Annotated in this window: 16 protein-coding genes; 2 read left to right on the top strand and 14 right to left on the bottom strand. The window is 58.6% G+C overall.

The genetic code is table 11. The features are described 5' to 3' along the window. Positions 1 to 10: 10 nt before the first annotated feature. From fliP to fliF, 11 genes are all read right to left on the bottom strand, one after another. Positions 11 to 748 carry a flagellar type III secretion system pore protein FliP gene (gene fliP, locus O1721_RS18060; protein WP_032648802.1) on the bottom strand — a complete coding sequence of 246 codons (738 nt, stop codon included), beginning with the start codon at positions 746 to 748 and terminating at the stop codon, positions 11 to 13. Next, entirely contained in the window at positions 748 to 1,122 is a 375-nt protein-coding gene (gene fliO, locus O1721_RS18055) for a flagellar biosynthetic protein FliO (protein ID WP_015572438.1), read from the bottom strand. The genes fliP and fliO overlap by 1 nt, the downstream gene beginning before the upstream one ends. A gap of 2 nt (positions 1,123 to 1,124) precedes the next feature. After that, complete coding sequence (gene fliN / locus O1721_RS18050; protein WP_003859592.1) at positions 1,125 to 1,538, bottom strand: flagellar motor switch protein FliN; 414 nt, start codon at positions 1,536 to 1,538, stop codon at positions 1,125 to 1,127. Then, complete coding sequence (gene fliM / locus O1721_RS18045) at positions 1,535 to 2,539, bottom strand: flagellar motor switch protein FliM (protein ID WP_003859594.1); 1,005 nt, start codon at positions 2,537 to 2,539, stop codon at positions 1,535 to 1,537. Before fliM ends, fliN begins: the two co-directional genes overlap by 4 nt. Positions 2,540 to 2,543: 4 nt before the next feature. Further along, a complete protein-coding gene (gene fliL, locus O1721_RS18040) occupies positions 2,544 to 3,014 on the bottom strand; it encodes a flagellar basal body-associated protein FliL (protein ID WP_003859598.1) in 471 nt (156 codons plus the stop codon). 106 nt (positions 3,015 to 3,120) lie between these two features. Further along, positions 3,121 to 4,335, bottom strand: coding sequence for a flagellar hook length control protein FliK (gene fliK / locus O1721_RS18035; RefSeq protein ID WP_032648800.1), 1,215 nt, complete (start codon positions 4,333 to 4,335; stop codon positions 3,121 to 3,123). Further along, on the bottom strand, positions 4,332 to 4,775 hold the full coding sequence (fliJ, locus tag O1721_RS18030) for a flagellar export protein FliJ (RefSeq protein ID WP_017383343.1): 444 nt from the start codon (positions 4,773 to 4,775) through the stop codon (positions 4,332 to 4,334). Before fliJ ends, fliK begins: the two co-directional genes overlap by 4 nt. A 21-nt stretch (positions 4,776 to 4,796) precedes the next feature. Then, the gene (fliI, locus tag O1721_RS18025; protein ID WP_017693144.1) at positions 4,797 to 6,167 is read right to left on the bottom strand and encodes a flagellar protein export ATPase FliI; all 1,371 of its coding nucleotides are present in this window, start codon (positions 6,165 to 6,167) and stop codon (positions 4,797 to 4,799) included. Beyond that, on the bottom strand, positions 6,167 to 6,874 hold the full coding sequence (gene fliH / locus O1721_RS18020; protein ID WP_032648798.1) for a flagellar assembly protein FliH: 708 nt from the start codon (positions 6,872 to 6,874) through the stop codon (positions 6,167 to 6,169). The genes fliI and fliH overlap by 1 nt, the downstream gene beginning before the upstream one ends. Next, the gene (gene fliG / locus O1721_RS18015) at positions 6,867 to 7,865 is read right to left on the bottom strand and encodes a flagellar motor switch protein FliG (RefSeq protein ID WP_003859608.1); all 999 of its coding nucleotides are present in this window, start codon (positions 7,863 to 7,865) and stop codon (positions 6,867 to 6,869) included. The genes fliH and fliG overlap by 8 nt, the downstream gene beginning before the upstream one ends. Beyond that, positions 7,858 to 9,540, bottom strand: coding sequence for a flagellar basal-body MS-ring/collar protein FliF (fliF, locus tag O1721_RS18010; RefSeq protein WP_017383346.1), 1,683 nt, complete (start codon positions 9,538 to 9,540; stop codon positions 7,858 to 7,860). Before fliF ends, fliG begins: the two co-directional genes overlap by 8 nt. 228 nt (positions 9,541 to 9,768) lie before the next feature. Between fliF and fliE the strand changes: the two genes are divergently transcribed. Beyond that, positions 9,769 to 10,083: a flagellar hook-basal body complex protein FliE gene (gene fliE / locus O1721_RS18005; RefSeq protein ID WP_023294952.1), complete on the top strand. Its 315-nt coding sequence runs from the start codon at positions 9,769 to 9,771 to the stop codon at positions 10,081 to 10,083. Between the two features lie 75 nt (positions 10,084 to 10,158). Next, on the top strand, positions 10,159 to 10,572 hold the full coding sequence (gene yedD / locus O1721_RS18000) for a lipoprotein YedD (protein ID WP_003859613.1): 414 nt from the start codon (positions 10,159 to 10,161) through the stop codon (positions 10,570 to 10,572). Between the two features lie 102 nt (positions 10,573 to 10,674). Here the strand turns inward: yedD and amyA are convergent, their stop codons facing one another. From amyA to fliS, 3 genes are all read right to left on the bottom strand, one after another. Further along, a complete protein-coding gene (gene amyA, locus O1721_RS17995; protein WP_003859614.1) occupies positions 10,675 to 12,162 on the bottom strand; it encodes an alpha-amylase in 1,488 nt (495 codons plus the stop codon). A 98-nt stretch (positions 12,163 to 12,260) separates the two neighbouring features. Next, the gene (fliT, locus tag O1721_RS17990) at positions 12,261 to 12,632 is read right to left on the bottom strand and encodes a flagella biosynthesis regulatory protein FliT (protein ID WP_006811148.1); all 372 of its coding nucleotides are present in this window, start codon (positions 12,630 to 12,632) and stop codon (positions 12,261 to 12,263) included. Then, positions 12,632 to 13,042: a flagellar export chaperone FliS gene (gene fliS / locus O1721_RS17985; RefSeq protein WP_003859616.1), complete on the bottom strand. Its 411-nt coding sequence runs from the start codon at positions 13,040 to 13,042 to the stop codon at positions 12,632 to 12,634. Before fliS ends, fliT begins: the two co-directional genes overlap by 1 nt. Positions 13,043 to 13,050 lie beyond the last annotated feature (8 nt).

Genomic DNA, 13,050 nt, shown 5'->3' with positions numbered 1-13,050 from the left:
TGCGCGCTCCTCAACTGTAGAAACTCTGCGCCAGCGAGCTGACCAGCAGCTGCCAGCCGTCGACCAGCACGAACAGCATGATCTTAAAGGGCAGGGCAATGGTTGCGGGCGGGACCATCATCATCCCGAGCGCCATCAGGACGCTGGCGATCACCAGGTCAATAATCAGGAACGGAATGAAAATGGTGAAGCCAATCTGGAACGCCGTTTTCAGCTCACTGGTCACATACGCCGGGAGCAGAATACGCATCGGCACCGCTTCCGGCCCCTGTAACTCACCGGTGTTAGCGAGACGGGCAAACAGGGCCAGATCCGCTTCGCGCGTCTGGCGAAGCATAAATTCACGTAATGGCTGCGCGCCCTTTTCCAGGGCAACATGCATGGAAATTTTATCTTCGCTGAACGGCTGGTAGGCCTCGGTGTAAATCTTGTCGATCACCGGCGACATAATGAAAAAGGTCAGGAACAGGGCTAAACCCAGCAGTACCTGATTGGGCGGCGCGGACGGCGTGCCGAGCGCGTTGCGCAGCAGGCCAAACACAATGATGATGCGGGTGAAGCTGGTCATCATTAGCAGGATCGCCGGGATAAAGGTCAGCGAGGTGATGAATACCAGCGTCTGCACGGACAGGGACCAGCTTTGTCCACCGTTCGCCAGCGGCGTGGAAACCAGCCCCGGCAGTTGCGCATACACAGAGGGCGCGAACAGGCCCAGGCCTGTCAGCGTAAGGAATAACAAACGGCGCATCAGGATCTCCCGGGACGCTTGAGCAAACTCTTCATTACGGACTGGAAATCCGCAGGGGCCTGGGCGTTAGCCTCCACCGTGACAGGCGCAGGGGGGAGCGTGTGAAGGACGTTAATGCTGGAGGCGGTCACGCCCAGCACCAGTCGTGCATCTTCCACCTCCACAATGACCACGCGCTCGCGCGGTCCTAGCGGGGTGCTGGCGCTGACCTTCAACCCGCGGGTACCGGCCGTTTTCCCCGCCAGACCGAAACGCTTTGCCAGCCAGGCGGCGATAAGGATAAAGGCAATAATACCGAACAGCGCGCCGCTCACCTGGAGCAGCGGTGAGCCGGGTACGGCGGAGGGCGCGGACAGTGTTGCCTGGGTTTTCATACTTAACGACTCAGACGACGCATGCGTTCGGAAGGGGTAATGATGTCGGTGATACGTACGCCGTATTTATCGGCCACCACCACTACTTCGCCCTGTGCAATCAGGTAGCCGTTGATCAGAATATCCAGCGGCTCACCCGCTAAACCGTCAAGCGCCACCACGGAACCCTGCGTCAGGCGCAGCAGCTCTTTAATGGTCATGCGGGTGCGACCCAGCTCAACGGTCAGCTTGACCGGAATGTCCATAATCAGGTCGATGTCCTGCAACGTGCCGCTGACGTCGCCGCCGCCTAACTGCTGAAAGACCGCGTCTGCCGCGCTTTTCGTCGGCGTCGTTTTCTGCTCGTTTAACGCGTCAGCCCACAGATCGTCCAGTGCTCCGCTGTTTTCATCGGACGGATTGTTCATGTCACTCATTTGGGCTGTTCCTCATTCAGCGAATTCAAAATCGGGTTGATCAAGTGCTCAACGCGTAACGCATACTGGCCGTTAATCGTGCCGTACTGGCTTGTCAGCACGGGTACGCCATCCACATGGGCAATAATGCGGTCAGGTTTATCTATCGGCAAAACGTCGCCGGGTTGTAATTTCAGGATCTGCGATAACCGCATGGAGATGTCGGCGAAGTTGGCCACCAGCTCCAGCTGCGAATGCTGCACCTGACGCACCAGGTTTTCACGCCAGTTCTGATCTTCGTGACGTGAGTTCTCCAGCGGCGGGTTCACCAGCAGTTCGCGCAGCGGTTCAATCATGCTGAACGGCAGGCAGATGTTGAACTCGCCCGTCAGGTTGCCGATCTCGACGTGGAACGGGGTGTTCACGACGATGTCATTCGGGGAGGTGGTGATGTTGGTAAACTTCACCTGCATCTCGGAACGCACGTACTCCACTTCCAGCGGGTTAATCGCTTTCCACGCGTCGCTGTAGGATTCCAGCGCCAGCTTCAGCATGCGGTTAATCACGCGCTGTTCGGTATGGGTAAACTCGCGGCCTTCCACTTTGGTCGGGAAACGGCCATCGCCACCGAACAGGTTATCCACCGCGATGAACACCAGGCTTGGCGAGAACACAACCAGGCCGGTACCGCGCAGCGGTTTCAGATGGATCAGGTTAAGGTTGGTTGGCACCGGCAGGTTGCGGGCAAACTCATGATACGGCTGAATGCGGATCGCACCGACGGTGATATCCGGGCTACGACGCAGCAGATTAAACAACCCCATACGGAACTGACGTGCGAAACGTTCGTTGATGATCTCCAGCGCCTGTAAACGCTCGCGCACCACGCGACGCTGGGTATTGGGATCGTAGGGACGAATATTATCATCGCCGGTCAGACCCGGCTTCGGTTCGTCACTTTTATCGCTGTCGCCGTTGAGCAGCGCATCGATTTCTGCCTGAGAAAGAATACTGTCGCCCATGTCGTTACCGCAGAATGAAGGCTGTATACAGAACGTCAGTGACTTCCTGCTTAGGTTGGCCGTTTACCAGCGGGGTCGCCAGCGTCTGTTTAATGGCATCGACCAGCTTTTGCTTGCCCACATCGGTGGCGAGCGCGGAGGCATCCTGACGAGAAAACAGCAGCAGCAGACGGCTACGCACTTCTGGCAGGTAGTCGTTCAGACGTGCACGGGTCGCTTCATCTTTCAGACGCAGCGTAATACCCACGTAAAGCACGCGATCCGCATCGCCCAGGTTCACGGTGAACGTATCCAGCGGGTAGAAGACCGGCGCCGGTGGAGGCGGCGCTTCAGCTTTGGCGGCCGCGCTGGAGGGTTCCTGCTGCATACGCCAGTAACTGTAGCCTGCGGTGGCGCAGGCCGCGAGGGTAATCAACACCAGCAGCGGGATCCAGATGGAACGCTTGCTTTTTTTGGTGATAGCGGAGTCTGTCATCTGATACGAGCTTCCTGTTTCGGTACAGCTTAATACGGTGATTATCCCGTGTCCGGCTTAGGTCAAAGCGTGGAAAAGACGGGGATAATCACGTTACCTCTGGCGTTTAGGCAAAGATGTCTACGGCACGGCTGCCGCGCGCGGCGGATTGCAGGGCGGCAGGGGCAGGCAATAACTCTTCACTCTCATCGTTAAACCCGCCATGCTGGCCGGAACGCGAAGTGTGCTGTTGCTGCCCGGATGAGGACTGCTGTTGCCCGGCAAAGCCCTCGCTGCTGACGCTGCTTTGGGAAAGCTGAATGCCGTTTTCCGCAAGCTGCGTGCGCAGGATCGGCAGGGCCGCTTCCAGCGCCGCGCGGACGTGGCTGTGGGGCGAAACCATCTGCAACTGCGCCTGGTTGTCATCCAGCTTAAGCGAAATTTGCACCTGACCCAGATCCTCCGGGTGCAGACGCAGCTCTGCGGTCTGCTGTCCCTGCTTTGTGAACAGGGTGATGTGCTGGCTCAGATTCTGCTGCCATTCGTGCGTGCCCAGCGGCTGGCTTAACACCGGCGCTGTCGCAACGGTAGCGGCAGGCTGTGAAGGCGCCAGGTGACTGACGATCGGCGCCAGCGTCGCGGTTGGGCTGGCGGCAGACGACGCCGCGCTCGCTACGTCCTGCCTCTCCGCGACGGCGGCGACGGCTGGCGTAACGGCTGCCGTGGCGGGCAGCGATGTGTCGCTGTCCTGAACCGGCATTTTTTCCTGACCCGTTAACGCATGGCTAAGCGGCTGATGCTGGCCGTTGTCCGTCTGGGCTAGCGCAGAGGGGAGGGCGGCACGGGGGGCGATCTCCCCGGTGCTCGCAGGCTGCGTCGCTACCGGGGTGGTGGTCTGCTGGTGCGCTAACATCGCCATCAGCGCGCTTAACCCGGCCAGCTCCTCTTCTTCAGTCGTGGTCTCGCTGTTTGTTTTCGCCTCCGGCTGGGTCAGCGTCTTCAGCGCATCCGTATTCGCTGCGGGTTTCAGGCCGGAGACGAGGCTTTGCAGGGAGACGGCGGTATCTTCACCAGTCAGGGTCTCCTGACGGGAGAGCAGCTCGGCAATTTTGGCCTGGAGCGTGGTATCACCGTTTTTTTCCTTTGCCGCTGTCGACAGCTTGCTGCCCGCCGCTTTCAGGTCCGCCAGCGTCAGCGGGGCATCTTTGCCTTTGCCGGTGGTCTCGGTCAGCGCGCCCGCCAGCAGAGAGAGAAAATCTTGCGCGCCCTCAGCGCCTTTCCCGGTCAGCGTGCCGCCGGACGGGTCGCTGTCGGTCATCAGCAGTTGTTGCAGTGTGATCATTCTGGTTTCCTCATTGATGCGCGCTGGGCAAACTCATCCATTTTTTTCTGATCCAGACGGTTTTCCGCCAGGGTCGAGGCTGCAATCTGCCGGTCCTGTAAGGTTTGCCAGGCCTGCAACCGCTGTTTTTTCTCGCGCCAGAAATTCAGTGCGGTATCGACTTTTTGCGTCCACTGGTTGAGCTGCTGGCGATGCTGCTCAATCGCCTTTTCCAGCGTCTGGATAAACTGCTGATAGTTAATCCAGCGCTGGCTACCAATGCCCTGCGCCATGTCGGTGTTAAGGTTGGTGCGATATTCATGCTGATAGTCGATTAACATCTTCAACTGTTCTTCAGCCTGCTGGCACCCGCGTCGCATTGCGCCAAGCTGCAATGCGGCATCATCAACTTCTTTTTCAGCCAGATCTTTCAGCGTTGATAACGCGCTGTTCTGCGCCATGACCTTCGCCCTCCACCTGTGTTACACCTGCGGGAAAATCAGCTCCAGTGCCTGGAGGGAATCTTCCCAGTCGGCGCGTTCAAAAATACCCTGTTGCAGAAATGCCTCCAGCTGCGGCCACAGGGCAATCGCTTTATCGAGCATCGGGTCGCTGCCTTTGGCGTACGCCCCGACGCTTACCAGATCGCGGTTGCGCTGGAAGCTGGAGAGCAGTTGTTTGAAGTTACGCACGCGGGCGTAGTGTTGCTCGGTGATCAAGGCCGTCATCGCACGGCTGATCGAGGCTTCAATATCAATTGCCGGGTAGTGCCCGGCTTCGGCCAGACGGCGCGACAGCACGATATGGCCGTCGAGGATCGCTCGCGCGGAGTCGGCAATCGGGTCCTGCTGGTCATCGCCTTCGGTCAGTACCGTATAGAACGCGGTGATGGAGCCGCCGCCGCTGATGCCGTTCCCCGCGCGCTCAACCAACGCCGGGAGCTTGGCGAAGACCGACGGCGGGTAGCCTTTGGTCGCGGGCGGCTCGCCGATGGCCAGCGCAATCTCACGCTGCGCCATCGCGTAGCGGGTCAGGGAGTCCATAATCAGCAGCACGTGCTGGCCCCGGTCGCGGAAATCTTCCGCAATACGCGTGGCGTAGGCGGCACCCTGCATACGCAGCAGCGGCGACACGTCCGCAGGCGCGGCGATCACCACCGAGCGGGCGCGGCCCTCCGCACCCAGAATGTTTTCGATGAAATCTTTGACTTCGCGACCACGCTCACCAATCAGGCCAACCACGATAACGTCCGCCTGGGTATAACGCGCCATCATGCCGAGCAGGACCGATTTACCCACGCCGGAGCCGGCAAACAGCCCCATACGCTGGCCGCGTCCCACGGTGAGCAGGGCGTTAATCGGCCGCACGCCGGTATCCAGTACGTGCTCGATTGGCGTGCGTTGCAGCGGGTTGAAGGGTTGGGTGATCAGCGCGCCGGTTTCGGTGGTATCAGGGGAGGGCAGGCCATCGAGCGGTTTGCCGCTTCCGTCCAGCACGCGGCCCAGCAGCGCCGGACCGAGCGGGAGCTGTTTGCCGCTTTGCAGGCCGTCACCGCTGATGTTTTTCGCGTAGACGCGGGCGCCGGGCAAAATCCCTTCCACTTCTTCAAGGGGCATCAGAAACAGGCGCTGACCGTTGAACCCGACCACTTCGCTTTCCACTTCACGCGTCTCCCCCCCGTCCTGACGCTCAATCACGCAGGTGGCGCCGAGCGGAAGTTGCAGCCCAGTGGCTTCCAGGACCAGACCGGTGGCGCGCGTCAGGCGTCCATAACGACGAACGGATGGCAGCTGCGCCATCTTCGTTTCAAAATTATCGAGCGTGTTAAGCCAGCGCGTAAGGCGAGCGGTCATCAGATGACTCCCGGTGCCGCCAGGCGGCACAGTTCCTGCCAGCGGGTCGCGACGCTGGCATCCAGATCGCCCTCATCCGCCGAGACCTTACAGCCTCCGTGATGGAGCGACGGATCGCCGCGCAGCCGCCAGCCGTGCAGGCTCAGCGTCGCGCCGAGGCTCTCTTCCACGCGCTGCAAATCATCAGGATGAACGCGCAGCTGCGGTTTGCCGCTGAACAGCGGCTCCTGCTGGAGCAGGGCCTGGATCTGCTTAATCAGCGCGGCGTTATCCACTACCGGCGTCTGGCCGATCACCTGACGGGCCGCCTCCAGCGCCATCTGCATCAGGCGCGAGGCAATCACGCTGTCGAGCGCATCCAGCGTGTGCTGAAACTCGCTCACCAGCTGCTGCATGCGGGCATGCAGCGGCGCCTGCTGCTGGCGCGCCTGCTCGATGCCCTGCTCTAAACCTTTCGCCAGCCCTTCCTGATAACCCTGTGCGTGCCCGGTCTGACGGCCTTCGTTCATCCCGGCGTTGAAGCCCTGCTCGTGCGCCTGCATTTGCATCTGGGCCAGCATCTGGGCGCGCTGTTCCTCTTCACTCAGCTCGGGGATGCCCGCCCCGGCGTCGCCCTCGTCGGACGACACAACGGCAGGGGTGAACTCTGCGGTGGGAGGGGAGAGGTCGTCAGGCGTCCAGCGCTTCCACGACAGTTCATCAGACATAGGTGTCGTCTCCGCTGCCAATCACCATCTCGCCGGTTTCTGCCAGACGACGAACAATAAGCAGGATCGCTTTCTGTTCGTTTTCCACCTGAGACAAACGCACCGGGCCACGGTTGGCCAGGTCGTCGCGCAGGATATCGGCCGCACGCTGGGACATGTTGCGCAGGAATTTCTCGCGCAGCGGCTGCTCGGCGCCTTTGAGGGCGATAAGCAGCGATTCGGAGTCCACCTCCTGAAGCAGGCGCTGGATACTGCGGTCGTCCACTTCGACCAGGTTTTCGAACAGGAACATCTCGTCGATAATTTTCTGCGCCAGCTCGCCGTCGAACTCGCGTACCGCCGTAATAACCGCCTCTTCCTGCTGCGTTTTCATTAGGTTGATGATTTCCGCTGCCGTTCTCACGCCGCCCATTTTGCTGCGCTTGAGGTTCTGGCCGTCGAGCAGGTTGTTCAGCACTTCGGTCAGCTCCGCCAGCGCGGCTGGCTGGACGCCGCCGAAGGTGGCGATACGCAGCATTACGTCGTGGCGCAGACGCTCGTCGAACAGCGCCAGAATATCGGCCGCCTGGCCCCGTTTGAGGTGGACCAGAATGGTGGCGATAATCTGCGGGTGCTCGTCGCGAATAAGATCGGCGGCGCTTTGCGGCTCCATAAAGTTGAGCGTTTCGATCCCGCTGGCGGTGTCGCGCGTTTCGAGAATATCTTCCAGCAGGCTGGCGGCGCGCTCTTCGCCCAGCGCCTTAACCAGCACGGAGCGCAGGTATTCGTTGGCGTTGACGTTGAGCGCGGCAAACTGCTCGGCTTCCTGCTCAAACTCCGCCAGCACTTCTGTCAGCTGCTTGTTGGAGATCTGGCGCACGTTGGCCATCGCCGCGCTGAGGATCTGCACTTCTCGCTGGGAGAGGTGTTTAAACACCTCCGCCGCACGATCTTCGCCAATGGTCATCAGCAGGATGACGCTCTTATCGGTGCCTGTAAGCGTATTACTCATGTTCGTTACCCATCCAACCGCGGATGACCAGCGCGACGACGCGCGGATCGTTATCTGACATTTCGCGAATGCGCTGGCTCATCACCTCTGCGCCCATACGCTGGTTAGCACGGCGCTGCTGCATCTGTTCATCTTTGCTGAGACGAACTTCAACCGCTTCTTCCTCGTCCGGACGCGCGTTCTTCTGTTCCAGCGCGGCTTTCTCGGCTTCAGCACGGCGCTGTAGCTGAGGACGAACGCCCTTACGCCACAGCAGCCACGCGACAATCAGCACCAGCAGCCAGCGACCTGCGGACATCAGCTGATCGAAGAACGCCTGCTGTTGCCAGAACGGCAGTTCGCCACCGGTCTCATCCACCGGGTTGAACGGTGAGTTCACAACGTTGAGGGTATCGCCACGTTTTTCAGAGAAGCCCATCGCTTCGCGGGTCAAATCTTCGATCTGCTTCATCTGCTCCGCCGTGAGCGGCAGCGGTTTACCGTCCGGCAGCGTTTTGTAGTTCACCACCACGGCAACAGAGAGACGCTGAATATCGCCCGTGTTCAGTTTGGTATGGCGGATAGTCCGGTCGACTTCGTAGTTGGTCGTTTCGTTACGGCTGCTGTTACGCGGGCCGGTACTGTTCGCGGTCGAGGTCGTCTGCTGATTCGTTTGCTGACCGTTCTGCGGGTTTGCCGGCGGGGTGGAGATTGGCGCGGCGTTGGCAGGCGCAGGCTGGTTAGAGAGCGCGCCCGGCACACCGCCAGGATACTGGCCGCCGACCTGTTCCGTCTCATTGATCTGACGCGAGCGTAACACGGCGCGGGAGGCATCCCCGTTCGGAGCGTACTGCTCTTCGGTCTGTTCTTTATTCGAGAAATCAATCTGCGCGGTGACCTGCGCGTGTACGTTGCTGCTGCCGACCACCGGGCCCAGAATCGCTTCGATGCGACGCTGGAGACGGCCTTCCACATCCGCGGCGTATTTCAGCTGAGCGTCGTTGAGATCGCGCCCGGCGGTGTTGGACTGCGTCAGCAGATGACCACTCTGATCGACAAGCGTAACGTTACCCGGCGGCAGACCGGCCACCGCACTGGAGACCAGGTGCGTGACGGCGCTGATCTGCCCTTCATCCAGCGCACGGCCAGGTTCGAGGTTAACGGTCACAGAGGCCGAAGGGGACTTTTGTTCACGGACAAACAGGGACGGCTTAGGCATCGCCAGGTGCACGCGGGCACTTTTCACCGGGCCTAAGGTTTCAATCGTACGGGCCAGCTCACCTTCCAGTGCGCGCTGATAGTTAACCTGCTCGCTGAACTGACTGATGCCGAATTTTTCCTGATCCAGCAGCTCAAACCCAACCGCGCCGCCTTTTGGCAGCCCCTGCTGGGCGAGACGCAGGCGAAGCTCGTGCACTTTATCTGCCGGTACTTCAAGCGCACCACCGTTATCGGCAAAGCGATACGGGATGTTCATCTGGGTTAACTGGGTGACGATGGCACCGCCATCCTGGTCGGAAAGGTTGCTGTAGAGCGTGCGGTAATCCGGGCTTTTTGCCCATAAGACCATCGCGACAACGATCGCAATGGCGGCAGCGCCTGCCACAATCAACGGGATCTTAGGGTTGGCGCGAAGGCGGTTCATCCACTCGAGTGATTTATTCTGTGGCGCTGTCGATGCTGCTGTCGCACTCATTGCGCACCTCTTAAATCCTGGTGGTTTACGTTATTCGTGTAGAGAAACAAAACTGACTCCCGGGTCGGCAAACACGACAAAAGTTCCATACTGATGGCCCTGCCATTATTTGATGATTCGGGATTTTCTATGCGTCAAATAACCTGGTTTTTTAACGCTATTTACCGCCATTATCTTATTGACAAGCTGTTAGTCTTGACCTCGTAAAAAACCATCCAGGGGAGAGTCATGGCTATACAGGGCATTGAAGGGGTACTCAGTCAGTTACAGGCAACGGCGATGACCGCCCGTAATCAGAGCGTGGCTGACCAGCCGCCGGGCGTTAGCTTCGCCGGTCAACTGCATGCGGCGCTGGACCTGATCAGCGACAAGCAAAACGCGGCCCGTACCCAGGCTGAGAGATTTACCCTTGGCGAACCCGGCGTGGCGCTCAACGATGTGATGGCCGATCTGCAAAAAGCGTCGGTGTCATTGCAGATGGGGTTGCAGGTGCGTAACAAGCTGGTGTCGGCATACCAGGAAGTGATGGGGATGCAGGTTTAATCAATACCTATCTTACGCTGGCAGCCTGATGGCTTTAATGCCACAATATTTTTTTCTTCGCATGCAGGAAAGATGATGAAAAAAGTAGCAATTGTGGCTGCGATGCTGACGTTAGCGGGATGTGTTCAGGTAGATAACTATCAGGAAGTGATTAAGCACCCGGTACCTTCGCAACTGGCAGGTTACTGGCAGTCGAAAGGGCCGCAGAGCGCGATGGTGAGCCCGGAAGCGATCGCCACGCTGGTGGTGACGCCAGAGGGGGATACGCTGGATTGCCGTCAGTGGCAGCGCGTTATCGCGGTGCCGGGTAAGATCATGCTGCGTTCAGATGATTATTACAACGTGACCCGTAAGCTGGATGTCTATCCGCTGGAGCGTGATGGGGCGGCGCTGGAGTATGACGGTATGGAACTGTACAAGGTTGACCGTCCAACGGTGGAATGCGCAGATTACCTGAGCAAGAATCCGCTGGAGAGTAAGCTTCCGTAGCGGTAAAAGCAAAACGGCAATCATATTGCCGTTTTTAGGGTTTGCTCCCTCTCCCGGTGGGAGAGGGTCGGGGTGAGGGCATCAGGCCGCACTTTCCCAGCACTACAGCGCGTCCTCAATCACCCAGACGCTGACGCTTCCCCCGTTACAGAAGAACGTCCCTTCGCCATCCGCCGCCGTGGTCACGGTTTCCTCGCGGTTGCCTAAAAAATCACGCCAGGTCTTATTGCCGTAATTTTCCCCGAGGCAGATGGTCTTCTCGCCGTCATCACCATTTGACAGCACCACCACACAGCCCGGGTGCTCCTCAGTCCCGCTGCGGCTGAACGCAATGCAGTTTGGATGGTCGAAAAAGAGCGTCTGCACGCCGTGGGCAAAACGCTGCCGGGCGAGGATCAGCTCGTGGAGCTGTTCAATCACCGGCATATCGATGTGATACGTCTCGCCATCCCCGCCGGTGTCGTCATAGCTGGCGCCAAAAAGATCCGGGTAGAATACGCTCGGCACGCCGTTTTCACGCAGCAGGATGAGCGCGTAGGCCAGCGGTTTGAACCAGGCTTCAACCGGGGCTTCCAGCGCCTGCAAGGGTTGGGTATCGTGGTTGGCTACCAGGGTCACGGCATGGAACGGATCGGCTTCCACCAGCGTACCGGTGAAAATCTGGCTCATATCGTAGTCGCGTCCCTGGCGTGAGGCTTCGTGAAATTTCATTTGCAGTGGCGCATCAAACAGCATGGTTTTACCGTCCACCTGATTGATGTAGTGCTGCAATTTATCCACTTCGTGAGACCAGTATTCCGCCACGATAAACAGCGGCTGCGGGGCCACCTCCTGGACGTGCTCAATCCACTCTTTATAGAACCAGGCCGGGATGTGTTTTACCGCGTCCAGGCGGAAGCCGTCGCAGTGGGTTTGCTCCATCACCCAGCGCGCCCAGTATTTGATCTCCTCCGTCACCGCATGGTTGCGAAAATCGATATTTTCACCCATCAGGTAATCGAAATTGCCCATCTCGTCGTCGACCTGATCGTTCCAGCCTTCGCCGGTGTAGTCGTTCACGATTTTGAAGATACCGTCCTCATTGGGGTTTTCAATGTGGTCGATACCGCTGAAGCATTTGTAATCCCAGATGAACTGCGAATACTGCCCGGCCCGAACGGGGAAGGTGTAGCGCGTCCAGGCTTCGCATTCGATGATCTCATCGCTGATTTGGGTGCGATCCTGAGCATCCACGCGCTGCACGCGGACGGGTTCCTTTTCATCGGCCCCCATTTTATGGTTGACCACCACGTCCAGAAGCACCGCAATCTGGTTGCTTTTTAAGGCGTTGATGGCCTCCAGCAGCTGGGCTTTATCGCCGTATTTGGTGGCGACGCTGCCTTTCTGGTCAAACTCACCGAGGTCGAAAAGGTCATAAGAGTCATACCCGACGGAATAGCCGCCGGATGCCCCCTTATATGCCGGCGGTAACCAGACCATATTGATGCCGATTTCGTTCAGGTTGGGGGCTAATGCCGTGACTTCTCGCCACAGTTCACCGCCGGTGGGGTAGTACCAGTGAAAACATTGTAAAAGTGTTGGGTTGCGCATGCACCATCTCCATGAGGTCGCGAAACTCAAGTATGGAGCAGGTTTGGCAGAAATGCCTGGCGAACGAAACGGTTAACGCTCGAACGCCAGTTAAATGGCTAATTAATATCGCTATTACTTTGCGGAACCAGGACATGACCGCCCTGGTTACCGTAGGTGGAGAGAACGGTTTTCTGGATGGAGGATTGCCCAACCAGCTTCGCCAGTTCATCCATTCTGGCTTGCAGCAACGTTTTTACCTGGCCTTCGTTGTCCAGGATCACCCGCAGCGTCGGGCGAAGCTGCTCCTGAATCTGCATCGAAGGCTCACTTTCCTGAGTGAGACGAGCCAGTGAGTGCACCGCATTAACATAGTCGGTTTCACAGATGATCAGATCATCCCATAGTCCCTGCCGGGCCAGTCGCAACATCAACTGGCTCTGCTCAAGGAGTTGCTGATAAAGGGCATAAAGTTGCGGTGCGTTACTCATTAGACGGCGTCCTGCATCAGTTGTGGCGTACCGGCAACCTCCTTCCACCCGTCAGCGATATTGCGCAGCAAGTTTTCCACCTCTTCGATGGCGCTGGCGTCGTTATTCACGTTGGCGTGCAGGAGGCGACGTACCATATAGGCATAAAGGGCAATCAGGTTTTGCGTAAGCTCATCACCGTTATTTTCCACCAGGCCAACCTTCAGCCCGTTTTCGATAATGTTGATGGCTTTTGAGAGCGCCAGCCCTTTTGCCGGGATATTACCGTCTGCCAGGAACAGACGCGCGCGTACCAGCGCGCTGAGGGCTCCATCAAATAGCATGATAACCAGCTGCTGCTGGCTGGCGCTCATCACCGCGCTTTCAACTTCTATCTTTGCGTAGGCTTGCGTGCCTTTTGCGCCGTACATGTTATCCC

This window comes from Enterobacter cloacae complex sp. HYC033_NIDB (assembly GCF_056673335.1).
This window is presented reverse-complemented; position numbering and strand designations above follow the sequence as displayed.